The sequence below is a fragment of the Bacillus cereus group sp. RP37 genome, assembly GCF_040459695.1.
Taxonomy (GTDB): Bacteria; Bacillota; Bacilli; order Bacillales; family Bacillaceae_G; genus Bacillus_A.
In genome coordinates this window covers 2,600,124-2,618,155 of record NZ_JARVHP010000001.1, presented here as the reverse complement: position 1 = coordinate 2,618,155, position 18,032 = coordinate 2,600,124, and the positions used below count along the sequence as shown (strand labels likewise).

The following is an 18,032-nucleotide window of genomic DNA, read 5'->3' as shown; positions in this document are numbered from 1 at the left end:
ACTTTAACTAAAAAAACAGACTATCACACATGTGAAGTCTGTTTCTCCATAATTTTATTTCTGCACATCAGCCCATTTTAAACTTGTAGCTGGACCGAATTGATGTACATATAAATCTTTTACATATGGCTTTTGTAAGTATGATAACCCGCGCTGGAATACCGGTGCAATTACTGCATCATCCAGTAACATTTTCTCAGCATCTTGCATTGCTTTCCAACGAGCTTTTTCATCATTACCTAATTCTGTTTTAATCTTCTTAATTAACGCATCATATTCTGGGTTTGCATATTCTGTATTGTTCACACTGCTTCCAGAAAGGAATACTTCTAAGTAAGTCATTGGATCTGGATAATCCGGTAACCAGCGTGATAATGACATTTCATATTCTTTCTTCTTCTCTAACGCCAGTTTTTGCGTATGTGGTTGTAATTTTACATTTACTTTTAAGCCTGGTAAGTTTTTCTCTAGCTCTTCTTTAATGTATTCTCCTACTTTTTTGAAGTTTTCTAAGTCATAGTTTAATAACTCAAGCGTTACTTCATTTGTACCTGTCTCTTGCTTCGCCTTTTCCCAATATTCTTTCGCCTGTTTTACATCAATTTTATTAAACTCACCTGCTGTACTTCTAAAATCTTTTTTGTCTGGACCTTTTAAAAATCCTTTTGGTACGTAATAGTTAGCAGCAACCGAACCATCATTTAAAAATGAAGTCGCAAGTCCATTCTTATCAAACACTGTACTTAGCGCAAGTCTTGCATTTTTATTTTTAAGAATCGGTACATTTTCATTGAATCGGAAGAAGTACATAACCGGATCTGTATATTGTTTTAGCTCTTTATTATTTTTATATTTATCTACGAATTCAGTTGAAATGACAGCCCTATCAACTTTATCTGTTTCATATAAATTTACCGCAGTTGAAATTTCTTTAACAATTTGATAGTTTACTTCATCTAACTTCACTTCTTTTTTATCCCAATACTTATCGTTTTTCTTCATTGTAAAGCTCGCTTCATGCTTCCAATCAGATAATGTAAATGGCCCGTTATACACTGCTTTATTTGCTTCTAATCCGTATTTATCACCTTGTTCTTTCGCATATTTTTCGTTAATTGGATAGAATGATGGTAAAATAAGTAGTTTCGTAAAATACGGTACAGGATGTTCTAACTCTACAACGAACGTTTGATTATCCGTCGCTTTCACTCCTAATTCCTCTAACCCTAGTTGTTTCTTATTTATTTTCTCCGCATTTTTCACATCGTATGCAATGTATGCATATTGAGAAGCAGTATCCGGATTAATAAGCTGCTTCCAAGCGTATACGTAATCTTGTGCTGTTACTGGATCTCCGTTAGACCATTTCGCGTCACGTAAGTGAAATGTATATGTTTTTCCATCTTTACTCACTTCATATTTTTGTGCTCCAGCCTCAATCACTTCATCATTTTTCGATAAGCGGAATAATCCTTCCATTACGTTATTTAAAACGTTAAATGATACTGCATCTGTTACTTTCCCTGAATTTAACGAAGGAATTTCACCCGTTTCAAGTAACTGTAATACTTTCTTCTCATCTTTCGGCTTTGTCGTTGTTTTTTCTTTTGCACAGCCAACTAAAATTGAAGAAACTAATAGGGTACTAACTAATGAGTAACGAACAACTTTTTTCATTTGAAAACCCCCTCTATTTTTTAAGGTAAGTAACGACGAGCACCAGCGTATTCTTCTATATATCCAGGTGTATTTAGCGGTATAATCTCTACTGATCTTTCCGCTCTTGGTGAGTGAATCATATTTCCGTCACCAATATACATCCCTACATGATGAACACTGCCTTTTCCCTGATCATGTGCAAAGAAAATTAAATCTCCTTTTTGTAAATGTTCTTTATCAACTGCAACTCCATTTCTTGATTGTGGACCAGAATCCCGCGGTATTGTAATACCGTGCGATTTATAAATTGTATGTGTAAATCCAGAGCAATCAAATCCAAAACCACTTGTACCAGCCCATATATACGGTAATCCTAAAAACATTTTCCCTGTGTTTATTAAATCATCGGCCGCCGGAGTTGGAATATCATTTTGGGAGCGATAAACAGTTCCGTCATTTTTTCGTAGCCAAGCTTTCTGCCCGTTTGGTAACAATACGCGGTATGAAATTGTATCTTCACTAAGTAAAGGCAGTCGCGTATTATAGCTCACTTCGAGCGATTTATGTTTTTCAGAAGGATTTATATATAAAATAGCTGTCGGTTTCGTTACTAAAACGAAAGGTTCGTTTGTTTTATCTGCAAATTCCTGATTATATGTTAATTGTTTTTCAGGCATCCATCCTGGATACCCTTCTTCATTTCGTGGTGTTGGTTGACCATGGACTAACACTTTCACCCAGTCCCCTTTTTTATCAACAACCGTTACTTCTTGACCTAATAGCGCTTGCGTTTCTAATTTATTTGCATTTGTTAACCACAGTTTCTCATCAAGCGTCATTGATTTCGTCCACTTCCATAAATCAACTGGATTTGTAGCGCTTGGTACATCAATTGGTCGTAATGAATCAGGCGCGGTCCAAAGTGTTGCGGCAGATACATCGATAAATGCCTTACTATCTTTCTTCTCTTCAGCATTTGCTGATGTAAACGATGAAAATATAAATAAAGTTGTTAAAAATGCAGTTCCTACTTTTTTCATAAATATCCCCCTTAAAAGATAGTTTACTAGTCTCTTCTCCTAAGATTTACTATTCACAGTCGATTGAAGGTTTACCTTTGATCCAGAATAAGTCATTCCTTCCGGTTCTTCCATTAACCAAAGCGGTGCATCCAGATCGAAGTAATGAATATTAGGATGTGCAGCAGCTAAATGGGCTACAGCGCTAACAGAAATGGAAGATTCCATCATGCTTCCCACCATACATTTTACTCCAGCTGTTTCAGCGATATCGGCAATACGCCACGCTTCACGTATGCCACCACACTTCATTAATTTAATATTGATTAAGTCTGCATATCTTCCTTGCACGATTTTCAATGCATCACTCGCTGTAAATATGCTTTCATCTGCCATAATAGGCGTTTGTACATGATCTTTAACGTACTTTAATCCATCCCAATCTTTCGCATGAACAGGTTGTTCAATAAATTCGATATTTAAATTACGATTTTCCATTTCTTTAATGATAGAAACCGCTTCTTTTGGATTCCACCCTTGATTTGCATCTAATCGTAACGTCGTATTTTTTGGTACGCTATGTCGAATCGCTTCAATACGTTCTAAGTCTAAATGAGCAGATTTCCCTACTTTAATTTTTAAAGTTTGAAATCCTTTTTCTACATGTTGCTTTGCCTCTTTCGCCATAATAAAAGGTTCATCTACACTCACCGTAATATCTGTATGAATTTCTTTCTTCCCGCCTAATAATGCGTAAAGTGGAACGTTTTGATATTGACAATACACATCATATAAAGCGATATCTACCGCCGCTTTTGCACTTGGATTTCCAATACAACTCATTTGAATGTGCTGCAGTAACTGCTGAAATTGAATGATATCTTGACCAATTAAACAAGAACGCATCGGCCCCACAATTGCTTCTTCAATCCCGTTAGCAAAATCACCCGTAATAACTGGTGTTGCGGCTGCAGCGCCCTTGCCAACAATTCCTTCATCTGTATGAATATATACATCTATACTTTCTATTTCGGTTACGGTACGAAGCGCTGTTTTAAACGGTGTATGAAGATTGACACGTCTACGATTTACTTTTACATCGGTAATTTTCATATTGTTCATCCTTTCGTTGTCTGACAAAGTGGAATCTTAATCCTCAAAAACAAATTCATTTTTTTACGGACAATTCATCTCCTCTTTCACTTACTTTTCATGTAGGAGGATAATGTGAAATAAAAAAATCCAGCCGTAAGAAGATTCTTACGGCTGGATTTTGTCTATGAATGGGTAGACAAAGCAGCGATTTGATTATATTTTTTCTGTGCATCTTTTAATGCTACAAGTAGTGCCTTTTGAGACGAACCAAAGTATCTATTTTTTATTTCTGTTACTAATAATGGATCATTAATATTTTTATGTAGAAACAAATATTTAACGAATTGAGATGTTAATGCAATTGTCGCTGAGCAATCTGCATCTACAATTTCCCCAGTCTCCTTAACAAGTACAAATGCTACAAAATAACTTTTGAACTTTTCAGTAATGGGATTATTTTGAGGTGCTTTCGCATCCCCTACGATATAAATTGTATTTGAAGCGTACACAGCTATCTTCCTTTCTAATACGGGATAACGGTTTTCTTAATAGTCGTATGAGTGATAAACTCAACGTTGATTAAAAAATGTATCCGCTTACCTTGTATTATAATACAATTGACAGAATTTTAACAACATTTATTTCGATGTATATTCCATAATTATAAAAACAGTTCAAACTCTTCATGTTTACAATATGTGATTGTTTCTTGTACCATGCCATTCATACATGAAAAAACAGCTAGCTATCGCTAACTGTTCTATTACACTACTTCGGCATCACAAATATTGTTTCATTTGACTTAGAAAATTGATATTCTTTTCTCGCAAACTGCAAAATCTCTTCCTCATCGTCTGTTAAATTTTCTATGTTAGTCTTTAAAGTAGCCTTATCTTTCTCTAAAGAAACCAATTGTTTTTTTTGATTCATTATTGTGTCTTTTTTTTCAACGATTATTTCTTGTTGTTTCGTTAAAATAAATTGAACGTACAAAGTAGCCGCCGCAATAAATATAAACATGAATATAAATCGCCTTAGTTTTTTCTTATTAATTGCTCGCTTCTCATTAGGCTGTGATAGTTGCTCTTCTATATTAGGAACATTTATTCGCTTGAGTTTCCTCATTATGAAATCCCCCTAACACATATATTTTCACTACCCTCGGCATAATCCCTTACTAACTATAATTCTATTCTTATAAAATAAGCTCCTTCACAAAAATATCTTACAAATTAACCAATTAAAGATAACATTCGACGACATTTCCATATTTACATTGCATTTTTTTATGTATGCTGCCATAAAATAGTAGTTTCTGTTATTCTTTTTCTATTATTGTAGAAGAGTTTTTTTACATACGAAATTTCTCCTCGTTTTAACATGCTTATAAGGAGAAAAAAGCTGCATTTTCGTACATTCGATAAAACCGAAATTACTGATTCAGAATTAGAAGTTGGATTATAAATCAATTCTTACGGCACTTACCTATATACATTCAATATAAAAAAAGCCCAAATCGGGCTTTTTAATTTTGTAAATCTATATCATATTCCATGCTTTTCGCTGTTTCCTCTGCAACCTCCACACCTAACAAATTTTTCACAATATGAAATGACATGTTAATACCAGCTGAAATACCTGCCGATGTAATAATGTGTCCTTCATCTACAAATTTCACATTCTCCATTACTTCTACATTCGGGAAGTCTTTTTTGAAAGTTTGAATACTAGCCCAATGCGTTGTTGCTTGTAAACCTTCCAGTAAACCGGCTTTCGCGAGTAAAAGCGCACCAGTACAAACTGAAGTCATTATCTTTACTTCTTTCATTTGCTGACGAACCCAATCTATTATAATACCATTTTTCACTTCATTTTCCCGAACGCCTTTACCACCTGGAATAATTAAAATATCAATTGGTGGTAAATCTTCAATGCTATAATCCGGCTTTACCTTTAATCCGTTTCTTGCTGTAATCATTTCTCCATTTTGGCTAACTGTATACACAGTAAATGGTTTTTCTTTATCCGCTTCAGTTACAGAAAAAACTTCAAATGGCCCTGCAAAATCTAACACTTCTACATCATTAAATAAAAATATGCCTACGATCCATTTATTTATCATACGTTCACTTCCTGTTTTAAATAATGTAAAAGGTGATCATATCCTTTTTCTAACGCAATATCATACGCTGTTTTCCCATCATTTTTCTTAATCATCTTACTAGCTCCATTTTCAAGGAGTAAAATAATTATTTCTTCACTTCCTAATAATGCTGCTTCATGTAACCCTGTCCAACCTCCACTTTGAATAACGTTTACATCTGATCCTTTTTCAATTAAGAAAGCAACAAGCTCACTTTGTTTATTCGCGATTGCCGCTTGCAAAGGTGTATTTTCATTTTCGTTTTTTGCTCTAATATGTATATCTGCACCACTTTCTAAAAGAAAACTTGCTAGCTCTTTTTGTCCCAAATAAGCCGCTAAATGAAGTAGAGTCCAACCATCGTCACTAAATTTATTAACCGCACTTGGATTCATCTTTATAAACTCTACCACTTCTACCTTATTACCACTTATAACAGCTGGAACTATTGATTGTAAAATCCCCATAATACTCTCCCACCTATCAAAATATTAAAGTATTCTCTTTGGTATGTTCTATTAATTATTAAATTTTCCTGTTAAAATATCAGTTTACATAATAATATTATCTATTCAGTTTTCATCTTTTATTTTAAATATTAAAATTTTCCGTCAAAATAACACTAATCATATTTAATATGGAGGGAAAATTATGTTACAAGTAATGCCTTTAAATAGTGAAGACTATGATTTAATTACAGCTGCTGAAAAAGTAATTGAAAAAAACTATAAATATGGTCGCCATCATATCGGTTCCGCTGTACGAACTAAAACAGGTAATATATATGCAGCAGTGCATGTTGAAGCGAATGTTGGAAGGATAACAGTATGTGGTGAAGCTATGGCGATTGGAAAATCTATTTCAGAAGGTGATCATGAATTTGATACCATTGTAGCAGTTGCTCACCCACACCCTCATGAAGATATAGAAAAATGTTGGGTTGTTGCTCCATGTGGTATGTGTCGAGAATTAATAAGTGATTACGGAAAAAATACGAACGTTATACTTTCTTATAATGGTGAACTTGTAAAATGTAACGTAATGGAATTATTACCTGAAAAGTATACAAGCGTAGTAGATTAATCATTCATACTTTCAACATATCAAATAATATTTTTCCAATAAAAAACAATCCATTTTTAAAACGGATTGTTTTTTTATTTCTTTTTTATGCAGTTTATTTTATTTTTCTATTTTGGATAATGATAGAATTATCATTAACAAAAATGAAATTCAAATATTCAAGTGCACATCACGGTACGCTTTTTCATTTGAAAACAAAAATATAATTTATCCTTATATTTGAAAAACGTTAATGCGACCTCTCTAAAATCAGCAGTCTTATCATACCAATCTATAACAATTCTGTCTTCTTCCCTTGCCTGTTTCCTTTAACACATATGATTTTAAAACAAGCGCCGTTAATGAATCCGTTAATGTTTTATATGATAAATTAGATAATGCTAATAGATCGTTCGTATATAACATTCTATGCTTCTCTAATAATAATAGTACTAATCGTTCAGACGGTTTTAATGCCTCATCACTTTCTAGTATAAAGTCTATATTTTTCATTTCTCTTATTATTACTCCTTATATAAAAAAATACTTAAGCAACTGATTTAATATAAAAATAATACACAACAAAATTTGAAGTATATTAAAATAACATCGTTTCAAAACACTATTATACTATAACATAGAAAAAGCATTTCCCGAAATAGGAAATGCTTTTTTATATTGCTTATAGGATTCTCCAAACCCTACATTATATTTCAAATACTGATCCGTACAATTCCCTTCAAACTTCTCTGATCATCCAAAAGTATTTGTAATAAATTAAGTTCTACTAAAATGATTTAAACAAATAAAAGCGGTTAGTCATTCATGCTCTAAACAGGACTGACTAACCGTTATCCAGTTTCTTCTCAATTAACATGTTCTACCTTAAATATTTCTTGCAATATGCGGCTTACTGTAATGACTTGTTCCACCGCCGCCTACTACTACTTTACCACCTTTTTCGAAAATTAATAACTTACTTGAACCGTCTGCAAGAAGTACTATTACTTCAGCATTATTACTTGTTGCTACATAAATTACATAACCGCTTTTTGATATACATGTTTCCCAATTCGCATCAAATTCTGATCTTACTACACGATTTGAATACACTTGATTTTCAATTCTATCTTGTTCTACGTTTTCCAAATTGATTCCTCCCACTTCACTAAAATAGCATTTATAGGAAAATAACAGCCCTATATAAAATAGTAGCTGACTTTAACATAAATAGTATATGTAATTAGTAGCAAAATGCTTGGACAATGAAACGTAATAACATGTAAGCAATATACAATTAAAATAAGGCAATCGATATTATATCAATTACCTTATTTCATAGATAGTTCTTTTATTTATCGTTTCGCACAGCTTCAAAAGTAAACATTTGATTTGCATTTGACGGTTCTTTTTCATAAACATAGTCAGCAGAGCAAGTAATGTTAGAGAAACCTATACTTTCTAACAGAATTCTGAACTCGTCTATCCCATACCAGCGCATCGCAAAGCGCTGTAGTTCTGTTTGTACTAACTGTCCTTTACTCCATTTTTCATATTTTAAATATGATAGAGTAACTTGGTTCAGCCAATCTATTTCAATTGATTTATTTTCTAATGTAATTCCGTCTCCACTTGGTAAAGAAAAAGTCGATGTATGAATCTCTCCAGTCTTCCAGTCATGCGGAAGCATAATATCTACAATTAATCGTCCCCCAGGATTAAGATGTTCATAACAACATTTCAATGCGTTTATAGAATCATCTCGATTTTCAATTAAACAAAAAGATCCAGTTGGAATGATAATTGCCTCATATTTATGCGGCAGTGAAAATTTTTGTAAGCTTCCTTCATATAAATTAGGATGTAAACCTCTCTCTGTACAGCGTATACGGCAAGAATCTAACATTTCAGGTGAATAATCTATCCCATCCACTGTAAAACCAGCCTCAAGAAGCGGGATGATGACCCGACCTGATCCTACTGCTGCTTCTAGAATTCTTCCTCTACCATTTTTTAAACGTTCTTGATAATACTCAATATCACCATTTAAAGAATAACCGACAGGTTTTGTGTAATCATAAAGTTCCGTGCAAAGTGTACTATAAAAACTAAACATTTATTTTCTCCTCCGTTTTTAAGTACGGAAGATTTCAACTCAATTAATCTTCCTGTACCTTTACTTTTAATAAAAATTCGAAAGAGCTGACTGTCATAATATATCACTCGCTTTCCATAGAATAGAATATAATCATATTGTATAATATTTCCTTCTAGATGAAAATATAAAAATGAAAATTCGGAATTTTACCGGAAGGAGGATATGATGAATTCATTCATTATATTTCTTTTACTTCTTATTGCTTTTAATACTGTAATTTTCTTTATTGCAAAGAAATATAGGCAAATATGGAGAATTACCAGTGGCATTTTCATTCTTTCTTCCCCCATCGTTTTCTTCACCACTTTGCATGTAATTGGTGAAAAAGTTGGAGATGGATTCGCTGGAGGTGCTGCTGGGTTAACGTTTAGTGGACTTTTAATCTTAAATGCGATTGTTTTATTTATCATAAGTATTTTTGTTTCTGCTAATAAAAATTCATATTAAACTCATGGCATTGGTAATGCATTTATATTTCAAAGTTTAAAGAGCTTACTATATAGTAAGCTCTTCATTAAACATCATTTATTTCACAATCGGTAATGTCACTTCGCTTAATTTTACTGTAAGCTTCGTACCCGCTTTCGGTCTAATTGTATAATCATAGTCACTAGCGATTAAAACGACTCCAATTTGATGCCCCGCTTTAAATACATAATCATCAGGCTGCATGTCCCATGTAAATGTATAATCTTTTCCAGATTGAAGTGCTGTTGAATCTTTTATACTATTTAAATTTTGTGGGTCCATCCAACCCCTCGTAACAATTTCAGGTTTTGCTCCGCCGTAATCAACAAGTAATGCTGTTAAATTTGATACAGGACGATTAATATTTCCTTTGATTGAAATTTTGGGTGTCCCGCTTATTCTCATATCCTTTTGTAATACAGGCATTGTATACACTAATCGATTTGCCACTTCTAATTCTGGGTTTGCTACTAATTGGTTTGATTTCATTTTCGCATCATCTACGAATGAGAAAACTTTATTTGCAGAGCCCATACTTAATGGCAAATTAACTGCTTTGTTACTTAAATACATACGAACTTTTGACGGCACAGCTGATGGATCTGGCCAGTTTTTTAATTTTTCCCAAGTTTTATTTTCACGTTGTACATCAACCATCGGTTCATTCATAATCCCATTTTCAATTCCATACAACCAGTAATCGAACCATTTATTTTGTATTCTTTGCCAGTCATTAGTTGATGTTCCACCGTGTCCACCTTGATGTAACCACATTTTACGAGGGACATCATTTTCTCCAAGTGCTTCCCACCATTGCGAGAACTGCTTCGTTTTTACATTCCAATCATTTAAACCATGAACAACAAATACACTCGCTTTTACGTTTTTAGCATCTTTTACATAATTACGTTTATCCCAAAAATCATTATAATTACCAGTTTTCCGGTCCTGTCCAGCTGTTAGCTCTTTTATTACTTTTCCGCAAACTTCAGGATTTTCCCTTGTTAGTACTGCTTCTGCCATATTATCTGTATCTTCTCCTTGGTATCCACCTGGCGCAATGACTGCACCATTTGCACGATAATAATCGTACCAACTACTAATCGCTGCAATTGGAATAATAGTTTTTAAACCTTCAACACCAGTCGTCGCAACTGCATTTGGTAACGTACCATTATAAGAGACTCCTGTCATACCTACATTTCCTGTAGACCAATCAGCCTTAACTTCCTCACCATTTTCTGTATATGCTTTCGCACGTCCATTCACCCAATCAATGACAGATTTCGTCCCTAATATTTCTTGCTCATCCCCAGTAGTCGGACATCCATCTGATTTCCCAGTTCCAATACTTTCACCTAAAATGACTGCATAGCCTCTTGGCACATAATAATTTCCGTATGAACCAAGATTAACAGCTCCATACGGTTTCCCTTCATACGCATACAATTCTTCATCTACATTATATACAGGAACATCTTTTAAGCCAGATCGATATGGACTCATTTCATAAATAACGGGAACTTTCACATTCGAATCAGTTTTTGGACGCATAACTTTTACTGATACACGATCCTTTTTTCCATCTCGATCACTATCAACTTCTGTTTCTACAAATAAATTTTCAATAATTGCTTCATCAAGCGAATAAATCGGTTTTGTCATCCCATTTTCTAATTCTATCTTCGTGTTTGAACGTAACGCTTCTGAAACATTTCCATTTAACCTCACGTCATTCTCATTTATGTAGTTTGTTTCTTTATTGTCTGCATATGCAGTCATGCTAGAAACTCCTGATGTAATTGATAAAGATAATATTGCTGATAGTGTTGCTATTTTCTTTTTCCCCATACCCTTCCCTCCCCATATATTTCTCCTTTTACTATACAATAAAATTACAGAAAATTCAGTTTATATTTTATACAACAACTTGAGAAATTTGTAGAACACTCTTCCAACGAGCTTTCAAGATTATATATCCTGATTTACCACTCTCATATAATCAATAAAAAACATCGCCTAATAATAGACGATGCTTCTAATAGTATTGAATTAGACTTTCTTCATATGAATATAAAATCGTATTTCTCCCTCTATAGTAGATACTCCATAGTCAAAACCATGTCTTTCTAAAATACTTTTCACGATCGCTAAGCCTAATCCTGTACCTGAATGGTCTTTACTACGAGAAGATTCTAAGACGTAAAAAGGTTCCCAAATTTTATCGATATCTTTCATCTGTTCCGCATTCATACCATTTTGAATTTGAAAATATATATTTTCATTTCGATTTTCTAAAGTAATTTTTATATTTTGATTTGCTGTATATTTTATCGCATTAGATATTAAATTTTGAAACACCATTCTCATTTTATTTACATCAGCATAAACAACTGCATCGCCAACATTATAGTTCACATGCAAATCAATTCCTTTCGATTCCAGTTCAATCTTATGCTTATCTAATATACTTTGGACTAGTGATTTAATAGCGAATTCTTCTTTTTCTAAAACATCTCTTTCTAATTTAGAAAATCTTAATAACTCTTCAATTAGGTTTGATATGTGATCAGTTTGTTTAATGATTGTATTTATGTATGTACCATCATCTAAACCATCTTTTATTCCCATAGAATATGCTTTCACTAATGCGATTGGAGTTTTTAATTCGTGTGTCACATCACCCATAAATCGTTTTAAATGTTCATTTCGATCTGTTAAATCTTCATGCGCTTCATGTAGTTTTTCACTCATGATATTAATACTATTAGCTAAGTCCCCTATTTCATCATTTGTTTTCACTTTCGCTCGTTCAAATTTCAAATTTGAAATATCTTCTGCAACATCACTTAATTCTTTCAATGGTCTGGTAATTGTTTTTGAAAGTATCCATACAAGTACGATAATGAGAAAAATCGTAATACCTAATATGTATAAATAAAATGAGTTTAGCGTTTTTATCACTTCATTTGAATGTGCGATAGAAACTCCTACCAAAATTAACATATTGTCTTTCGCAATATATTTCACAAAAAAACTAGATTTCATTTTCTCTTGATCATATATTTTATTCGATTGTCCAAAGTTTTTTACTTTCATTATTTCTTCTTTTGTAATCCACAGTTTATTAAGGGCAACTCTTTTCTTTGTAAGTTGCATGCGTAACTCATCATTAATATGATCTTCCGAATTGTTAATTGATGTATACGCAATCGTAACATTTCCTTTATTTTCAATGCTAGTAATTACTTCATCCAGTTGCTCGCTCGGTATGGACTGTATTTGTGCTGTAATACCTTCTAAGCTTTCTCGCGTTTTGTAAATATTATATTTCGGTAATAAATAGTTAATTAATAATAAGGAAATCGTAAAAATAAGAATAACAGTTAAAGAAATGCTGAGAAATAGCTTTTTTCCAAGTTTATTCACTCTGCTCCTCCAAACTATATCCTAAACCACGATGTGTCTTTATAATATTTTCTCCTACTTTTTTACGTAATCTTCTTACATGTGTATCAACAGTTCGCTCTTCTCCAAAATAGTCAAATCCCCATACGATATCTAACAATTTTTTACGAGTTAAAATCATGCCTTTATGATTTAAAAAACACTTTATTAATTCTAACTCTGTTTTTGTAATATCTAACTCTTTGTCATTTTTATAAACTTTATTTTTAGTGAAATCTATTTTCAAATCTTGAACTTGAATGACATCATCTTGCTGTATAAGCTTTTTCGCTCTAGTTATTAATACGCCTGGATGAAATGGTTTTTTTACGTATTCATCTGCACCACTTTGAAGCGCTGCTAATTCATCTTCGCTTTCACTTTTCGCCGTAAGCATTAATACTTTAACACTTGAGTTCTTTTTTATTTCCTGACAGACAGTAATACCACTATGTTTCGGCATCATCCAGTCTAAAATAGCTAAATCAATTTTTTCATCATAAAATATTTGAAGTGCTTCCTCTCCATCTTTCGCTAATAAAACCTCGAAGCCTTCTTTCTCGAAATAAGCCTTTAAAATCCTTAACATATCTTGTTCATCATCTGCTATTAATACTCTCATACATTATCCTCCATTGCTTTTAAACAAAAACCAATTGTATTATACAACTTCTTTGTTACATCAATGTGACAGAAAAATATTTGAACATTTTAAGGGTATAGTAAAAACGAGGTGTTGTATTATGATTAAAAAAATCGGGATCATTACTCTTCTTTGTTTCTTATTATCAACAAATGCGCTTGCAAATACAAATCAACAAATTGAAGTATTTGATTGTCAAAAAGAAATGGTCATTCAAAAACAATCTTTAGATCCAGCTATTCAAAAAGAAGCTGTTCAATATGCTAAATCCATTACTGGCCCGTTCAAAAACTTAAATGTCGTTCCAAAAGATGGACACATGATAAAAATCCCTTTATCTAAACCAGTTTCTATTACAAATCAATGGTTACATACAACAATTGATGAAGTACTTATTCTTCTTCCACTTAACGAAAAACCTTATATTATGCTTTACGATGATGAAAACAATCCGCACTTTTATTATGTGAAAGGTGATCCGAAGGGGTTATTGAAAGAAATGAATGTTAAATTATAATGTAAGAAAGATCCCACAAATATCATTTGCGGGATTTTTTATTTATCAGTTAGCAACTACATTTTCATTTAAAAAATGAATAACCTGTCTTTTATGATGGTTATCATGATCTATAAATTCTTTAATAATATATATAAGAGAATACGGCGTTCCAGTATGAGGACAGTGTGATACCCCATTGGCTGTTAAAGGTTTCTTTAGATTTTCATCAGGCAGTAATTTAAGTTCTTTTACGAGTAACTCTCTTTTAGCTTTTGCTTCTTCAAGAAGTTTTACCTTAGATATACCTGATTTAGCATAATTAGATGCTAATTTATTATATGTATCAAAATCAGGGAACTCCATTCCCTGTCCATTTCTCACTGACGATAATGTCTTACGTAATAGATAGTCATCCCAGTTCATAATATGAGATACGATTTCGCCAACAGTCCATTTCCCCTCTGATATTGGTGCCACCCACACTTCCTCTTTCATACCTTTCAATGTATGTATCCAAATTGAATATTCATTGAAATCATTAATAATTTTATTTTCTCCCATCATCCAATTCCCCATTCCAATAATAGATTCAACTAAATTATACCATCTATCTACACGAAACAGAACAAAAGTTCTGTTGAGAGGGATAAATATTGCTTCACTACATCCTTTTATATAGGTTCAAATAATGGCTCGCTCCCACATATTTTGTCCCTTTCACAAATCCACTCGAAGTATAAAATTTGTCACCCTGTTCTGTATCTGTATGTAAGACAACAATATTAAAATATTTTTTCGCATCGTTTAAAATTCGTACTAACAGTAACCTCCCTAATCCTTTCCTTCGGTATTCTTTTGCAATATAAAATCTCCTTACCCTACCAATCTTATTATTTTCTGTAAATGGATCCTCATTTAGCCCTCCTATTCCAATTAGCCCTTCCACTTGAAAAATACCATATAAACATTCACCAGTTTTATTAAAGGTGTTTATTTTATTTTCATAATCACTTTTTAGTTTTATTAGGAAATTAAACCCTTCTTCTTTGCTTTCTTGAACAAGATAATCGTGTTCGTATATCATTAAATCCTTAATTTGTCGAATATGTATATCTTTCAAGTAAATTCCCCCCTTAATATGAAAATACATAAAAATGCTCAAGAATCATTTATTCTGAGCATTTTTATGGTTGCTACTTTATTCAATTCGTAGTAGGTGTATTCTTCACTTCAGATGTAAATCGATAATTTAATTGTTTAATTTCTATACATATAAAGGTATTTGTACTCAAAAATCATGAATAAAGTTGTTTAATTCTTATCGAACTAAAGCACTTGTTTGTTTAAGTGAATACATTTACATTTATAATGTCTCTCAAATATAATATCAGTTTATAAATTCAACATTCTTCTCTAACAGGTTCAAATTAAAATATGATTTGTTAATCTATATGTTTGTGTAACCACTGTTCAAATATCTTTAACTGTTCTTCAGTATGAAAATAATGTTCACCTGTCTCCATAACTTCTAATTCACAACGATGTTTTTTTGTAAAATAGTTAATAGTTTCAAATTCACACAGTTCATCCTTAGCTCCATACATAATATATGTATCTGTATTCCATGTACTAATAGGATGCTCTTTTACATAGCATAAATAATCCCAATATAATTTTTGATCAATCGGTGTCTCTATAGTCATTTCTTTTTGCAAAAGTTCTGGTGTTACATTAAACCATTTCATCATATTTTCGATAATTCGTTCCATGTTAACTACTGGTGATAAAAATAATGCCTTTTCTATCACATCATTTCGATAGGCTAAAAGGCTAAAATAAGATCCGATACTACATGCAAACACACTTATTTCTTTCCAATGTTCTTTTGCGTAATCCATAATTATAGATAATTCCCTAACACAAAACTGTACTTTGCAAGGAGTATTTTCATTTTTTCTTTCTCCATGCTCAGGCAAATCAAAGCTTAATACTTGATAACCTTTTTGATTAGCTTCTTCAGCTAGTATTTGAATAACTGTATCTTCCTTATTTGACATATTTCCATGTACTGCAATAAAAATTTTTTCACTTTTATCTCCCCATAAAACCGCGGGAATATCACCAATTTTAAAATTATCTTTAAGCATATTTCCTCCGTAAAATAATATATATAGAAATTAGCAAAAAACTACACACACTTTATAATCCTCTACTCAATTTTCAAGAAATTAAACTATTACTAATGCATCACAAATGAATTGAAATCTCAATCTATCTCTGAATAACAGTGTCTATTTTGAATAAAAAAATCTTTCTATTTTCCATTTCTTCAGAAACTACAAGTTCTTATTTTAATTCCTTAATGAGCTAATCTACTTCGTTAGTGGAAGAAGGATTTTTAAACAATTATATTATTTTTCAAATGACTTTATTATAAATTAAACACCTTTATTATCTCTGCACAGCAGGCAATATCCCCTTCAACTCCAGTAAATTATCTATTACTATATCTGCTTGAGCAAGCTCATCTTCTTGTGCAAAATCAAAATTGCATCCAACCGCAATCAAGCCATTATCTTTAGCTGCATTTATATCAGATAAACGATCCCCGACTACGGCTGCTTCTTTTACATCATATTTATTCAAAATACTTTTTACTAAGTCGCTTTTATTAAGTGAGTTTATTTGTTCAATACTAAATGTTTCAGTAACCCATTGATCTAAAGCATAATAAGATACGATTGCTCGTAAATATTCAGTTAAACCATTACTAGCAATATATATTGAACAACTATTTTCTTTTATATATGCTAACACTTCTTTTACATTCGGGTATAATGCACCTTTTCCACTCTTAATGTTTTCAATTAATCTTTCTAAAAAAAATGCATCTGTTTGTTCTCTTACTTCAAGAGAATGATTTGGTAATAACGCTTCCCAAACTTTCGGTAAAGGCACACCCATGATTTCACGGTATTTATCAATAGGTGTTACCGTATCCCATAATTGCAATGAGCGTAAATGATCAAAAGTATCATCTAACGATAATTCTAAAATTTTATCTGTTTGAAATAACGTTCCGTCCATATCAAAAATTAATGCTTGTAACATTTTACTCTCTCCTTTTGAATTACAATACAGTTTTACTTGATATATTTTTCAGCATCTCAACGATAATTTCCGAACAATAATTCGCCGCCGTTTTCGCGAAGTCATCATAAGAGACTTGTGCTTCATCGTCTGCGCTGTCTGAAATACATCTTATAACGAGAAACGGTATATCATTTATATGGGCAACATGTCCAATTGCTGCACCTTCCATTTCTGTACAATGCGGTGCAAATTCGTCTATTAACTTCGCTTTTAGGTTTGAATCTTCAACAAAACATTCACCGCTTACAATTCTTCCTTCATGAACCGCAATATGTAAACAACTACAATTGCATGCTTTACGTGCTAACTCTACTAATTCCTTACTTGCGACAAATTCTTCTTGGAACGGGAATAAGTTTTTCATTTGAGTTTTACTTACATCATGATGGGTAACATTCGTTGAAATAACTACATCGCCAACTTTTACATCCGGATGTAACCCGCCAGCAACACCTGTATTGATGATAGCATTTACATCAAATTTATGAATTAATGTTTGCGTACATGCGGCTGCATTTACTTTCCCTACACCAGAACGTGTAATAATTACTTCTGTTCCCATGAATTCTCCAACGTAAAAAGGTATTCCAGCAATTGTTTGTTCTTCTTTTATAACTAGTTTTTCTAAAAGTAAGTCTATTTCAATTTGCATTGCTCCGATAATGCCGATTTTGTTCATGTATGTA

21 protein-coding genes are annotated in these 18,032 nt (G+C 32.4%); 3 read left to right on the top strand and 18 right to left on the bottom strand.

Annotated features, from left to right (window positions below):
- Positions 1–54: 54 nt before the first annotated feature.
- From QCI44_RS13935 to QCI44_RS13905, 7 genes are all read right to left on the bottom strand, one after another.
- The gene (locus tag QCI44_RS13935; RefSeq protein ID WP_353811208.1) at positions 55–1,677 is read right to left on the bottom strand and encodes a peptide ABC transporter substrate-binding protein; all 1,623 of its coding nucleotides are present in this window, start codon (positions 1,675–1,677) and stop codon (positions 55–57) included.
- A 20-nt stretch (positions 1,678–1,697) separates the two neighbouring features.
- The gene (locus tag QCI44_RS13930; RefSeq protein ID WP_116363396.1) at positions 1,698–2,699 is read right to left on the bottom strand and encodes a C40 family peptidase; all 1,002 of its coding nucleotides are present in this window, start codon (positions 2,697–2,699) and stop codon (positions 1,698–1,700) included.
- 39 nt (positions 2,700–2,738) lie between these two features.
- Complete coding sequence (locus tag QCI44_RS13925) at positions 2,739–3,800, bottom strand: dipeptide epimerase (protein WP_116329350.1); 1,062 nt, start codon at positions 3,798–3,800, stop codon at positions 2,739–2,741.
- 155 nt (positions 3,801–3,955) lie between these two features.
- Entirely contained in the window at positions 3,956–4,282 is a 327-nt protein-coding gene (locus QCI44_RS13920; protein WP_000271317.1) for a DUF3870 domain-containing protein, read from the bottom strand.
- Positions 4,283–4,541: 259 nt separating this feature from the next.
- Entirely contained in the window at positions 4,542–4,898 is a 357-nt protein-coding gene (locus QCI44_RS13915; RefSeq protein WP_016134723.1) for an FtsB family cell division protein, read from the bottom strand.
- Between the two features lie 400 nt (positions 4,899–5,298).
- On the bottom strand, positions 5,299–5,895 hold the full coding sequence (locus QCI44_RS13910; protein WP_353811207.1) for a DJ-1/PfpI family protein: 597 nt from the start codon (positions 5,893–5,895) through the stop codon (positions 5,299–5,301).
- Positions 5,892–6,383 carry an ankyrin repeat domain-containing protein gene (locus QCI44_RS13905; RefSeq protein ID WP_088083830.1) on the bottom strand — a complete coding sequence of 164 codons (492 nt, stop codon included), beginning with the start codon at positions 6,381–6,383 and terminating at the stop codon, positions 5,892–5,894. The genes QCI44_RS13910 and QCI44_RS13905 overlap by 4 nt, the downstream gene beginning before the upstream one ends.
- Before the next feature lie 184 nt (positions 6,384–6,567).
- Between QCI44_RS13905 and QCI44_RS13900 the strand changes: the two genes are divergently transcribed.
- Positions 6,568–6,999: a cytidine deaminase gene (locus tag QCI44_RS13900; RefSeq protein WP_016134726.1), complete on the top strand. Its 432-nt coding sequence runs from the start codon at positions 6,568–6,570 to the stop codon at positions 6,997–6,999.
- A 261-nt stretch (positions 7,000–7,260) separates the two neighbouring features.
- Here the strand turns inward: QCI44_RS13900 and QCI44_RS13895 are convergent, their stop codons facing one another.
- The 3 genes from QCI44_RS13895 to QCI44_RS13885 form a co-directional block, all read right to left on the bottom strand.
- A complete protein-coding gene (locus QCI44_RS13895; RefSeq protein ID WP_000789031.1) occupies positions 7,261–7,491 on the bottom strand; it encodes a hypothetical protein in 231 nt (76 codons plus the stop codon).
- A 372-nt stretch (positions 7,492–7,863) separates the two neighbouring features.
- A complete protein-coding gene (locus QCI44_RS13890) occupies positions 7,864–8,127 on the bottom strand; it encodes a hypothetical protein (RefSeq protein ID WP_000432423.1) in 264 nt (87 codons plus the stop codon).
- 202 nt (positions 8,128–8,329) lie between these two features.
- Entirely contained in the window at positions 8,330–9,094 is a 765-nt protein-coding gene (locus tag QCI44_RS13885) for a class I SAM-dependent methyltransferase (protein WP_016134727.1), read from the bottom strand.
- A gap of 207 nt (positions 9,095–9,301) precedes the next feature.
- Here QCI44_RS13885 and QCI44_RS13880 point away from each other — a divergent pair, with 207 nt between their 5' ends.
- Positions 9,302–9,583: a hypothetical protein gene (locus QCI44_RS13880; RefSeq protein ID WP_016087501.1), complete on the top strand. Its 282-nt coding sequence runs from the start codon at positions 9,302–9,304 to the stop codon at positions 9,581–9,583.
- Between the two features lie 78 nt (positions 9,584–9,661).
- Here the strand turns inward: QCI44_RS13880 and QCI44_RS13875 are convergent, their stop codons facing one another.
- From QCI44_RS13875 to QCI44_RS13865, 3 genes are all read right to left on the bottom strand, one after another.
- Positions 9,662–11,455 carry a Xaa-Pro dipeptidyl-peptidase gene (locus tag QCI44_RS13875; protein ID WP_016087500.1) on the bottom strand — a complete coding sequence of 598 codons (1,794 nt, stop codon included), beginning with the start codon at positions 11,453–11,455 and terminating at the stop codon, positions 9,662–9,664.
- A 201-nt stretch (positions 11,456–11,656) separates the two neighbouring features.
- Positions 11,657–13,033: a sensor histidine kinase gene (locus QCI44_RS13870; protein ID WP_016087499.1), complete on the bottom strand. Its 1,377-nt coding sequence runs from the start codon at positions 13,031–13,033 to the stop codon at positions 11,657–11,659.
- The gene (locus QCI44_RS13865) at positions 13,026–13,673 is read right to left on the bottom strand and encodes a response regulator transcription factor (RefSeq protein ID WP_016087498.1); all 648 of its coding nucleotides are present in this window, start codon (positions 13,671–13,673) and stop codon (positions 13,026–13,028) included. The genes QCI44_RS13870 and QCI44_RS13865 overlap by 8 nt, the downstream gene beginning before the upstream one ends.
- Positions 13,674–13,794: 121 nt before the next feature.
- On the opposite strand from QCI44_RS13865, the gene QCI44_RS13860 reads away from it, so the two are divergent.
- Positions 13,795–14,211, top strand: a complete 417-nt coding sequence (locus QCI44_RS13860) for a hypothetical protein (protein ID WP_098560212.1) — start codon at positions 13,795–13,797, stop codon at positions 14,209–14,211.
- A 45-nt stretch (positions 14,212–14,256) separates the two neighbouring features.
- Here the strand turns inward: QCI44_RS13860 and QCI44_RS13855 are convergent, their stop codons facing one another.
- From QCI44_RS13855 to QCI44_RS13835, 5 genes are all read right to left on the bottom strand, one after another.
- Positions 14,257–14,754 (bottom strand): DinB family protein, encoded by a 498-nt coding sequence (locus QCI44_RS13855; protein ID WP_353811206.1) that lies wholly within the window; start codon positions 14,752–14,754, stop codon positions 14,257–14,259.
- Positions 14,755–14,854: 100 nt separating this feature from the next.
- Entirely contained in the window at positions 14,855–15,313 is a 459-nt protein-coding gene (locus QCI44_RS13850; protein WP_116349098.1) for a GNAT family N-acetyltransferase, read from the bottom strand.
- A gap of 322 nt (positions 15,314–15,635) precedes the next feature.
- Entirely contained in the window at positions 15,636–16,340 is a 705-nt protein-coding gene (locus QCI44_RS13845; RefSeq protein WP_016134733.1) for an alpha/beta hydrolase, read from the bottom strand.
- 304 nt (positions 16,341–16,644) lie between these two features.
- Positions 16,645–17,304, bottom strand: coding sequence for an HAD family hydrolase (locus QCI44_RS13840; protein WP_098560213.1), 660 nt, complete (start codon positions 17,302–17,304; stop codon positions 16,645–16,647).
- 19 nt (positions 17,305–17,323) lie between these two features.
- Positions 17,324–18,025, bottom strand: coding sequence for a 5'-methylthioadenosine/adenosylhomocysteine nucleosidase (locus QCI44_RS13835; RefSeq protein ID WP_033660080.1), 702 nt, complete (start codon positions 18,023–18,025; stop codon positions 17,324–17,326).
- Between the last annotated feature and the right edge of the window lie 7 nt (positions 18,026–18,032).

Bases quoted from the DNA above. Each gene is read 5' to 3' on its own strand.
- QCI44_RS13880 (WP_016087501.1), top strand. From the start codon at position 9,302: ATGAATTCATTCATTATATTTCTTTTACTTCTTATTGCTTTTAATACT.
- QCI44_RS13935 (WP_353811208.1), bottom strand. From the start codon at position 1,677: ATGAAAAAAGTTGTTCGTTACTCATTAGTTAGTACCCTATTAGTTTCT.
- QCI44_RS13900 (WP_016134726.1), top strand. From the start codon at position 6,568: ATGTTACAAGTAATGCCTTTAAATAGTGAAGACTATGATTTAATTACA.
- QCI44_RS13910 (WP_353811207.1), bottom strand. From the start codon at position 5,895: ATGATAAATAAATGGATCGTAGGCATATTTTTATTTAATGATGTAGAA.
- QCI44_RS13860 (WP_098560212.1), top strand. From the start codon at position 13,795: ATGATTAAAAAAATCGGGATCATTACTCTTCTTTGTTTCTTATTATCA.
- QCI44_RS13930 (WP_116363396.1), bottom strand. From the start codon at position 2,699: ATGAAAAAAGTAGGAACTGCATTTTTAACAACTTTATTTATATTTTCA.
- QCI44_RS13925 (WP_116329350.1), bottom strand. From the start codon at position 3,800: ATGAACAATATGAAAATTACCGATGTAAAAGTAAATCGTAGACGTGTC.
- QCI44_RS13875 (WP_016087500.1), bottom strand. From the start codon at position 11,455: ATGGGGAAAAAGAAAATAGCAACACTATCAGCAATATTATCTTTATCA.
- QCI44_RS13840 (WP_098560213.1), bottom strand. From the start codon at position 17,304: ATGTTACAAGCATTAATTTTTGATATGGACGGAACGTTATTTCAAACA.
- QCI44_RS13865 (WP_016087498.1), bottom strand. From the start codon at position 13,673: ATGAGAGTATTAATAGCAGATGATGAACAAGATATGTTAAGGATTTTA.
- QCI44_RS13845 (WP_016134733.1), bottom strand. From the start codon at position 16,340: ATGCTTAAAGATAATTTTAAAATTGGTGATATTCCCGCGGTTTTATGG.
- QCI44_RS13855 (WP_353811206.1), bottom strand. From the start codon at position 14,754: ATGGGAGAAAATAAAATTATTAATGATTTCAATGAATATTCAATTTGG.
- QCI44_RS13915 (WP_016134723.1), bottom strand. From the start codon at position 4,898: ATGAGGAAACTCAAGCGAATAAATGTTCCTAATATAGAAGAGCAACTA.
- QCI44_RS13905 (WP_088083830.1), bottom strand. From the start codon at position 6,383: ATGGGGATTTTACAATCAATAGTTCCAGCTGTTATAAGTGGTAATAAG.
- QCI44_RS13885 (WP_016134727.1), bottom strand. From the start codon at position 9,094: ATGTTTAGTTTTTATAGTACACTTTGCACGGAACTTTATGATTACACA.
- QCI44_RS13895 (WP_000789031.1), bottom strand. From the start codon at position 7,491: ATGAAAAATATAGACTTTATACTAGAAAGTGATGAGGCATTAAAACCG.
- QCI44_RS13835 (WP_033660080.1), bottom strand. From the start codon at position 18,025: ATGAACAAAATCGGCATTATCGGAGCAATGCAAATTGAAATAGACTTA.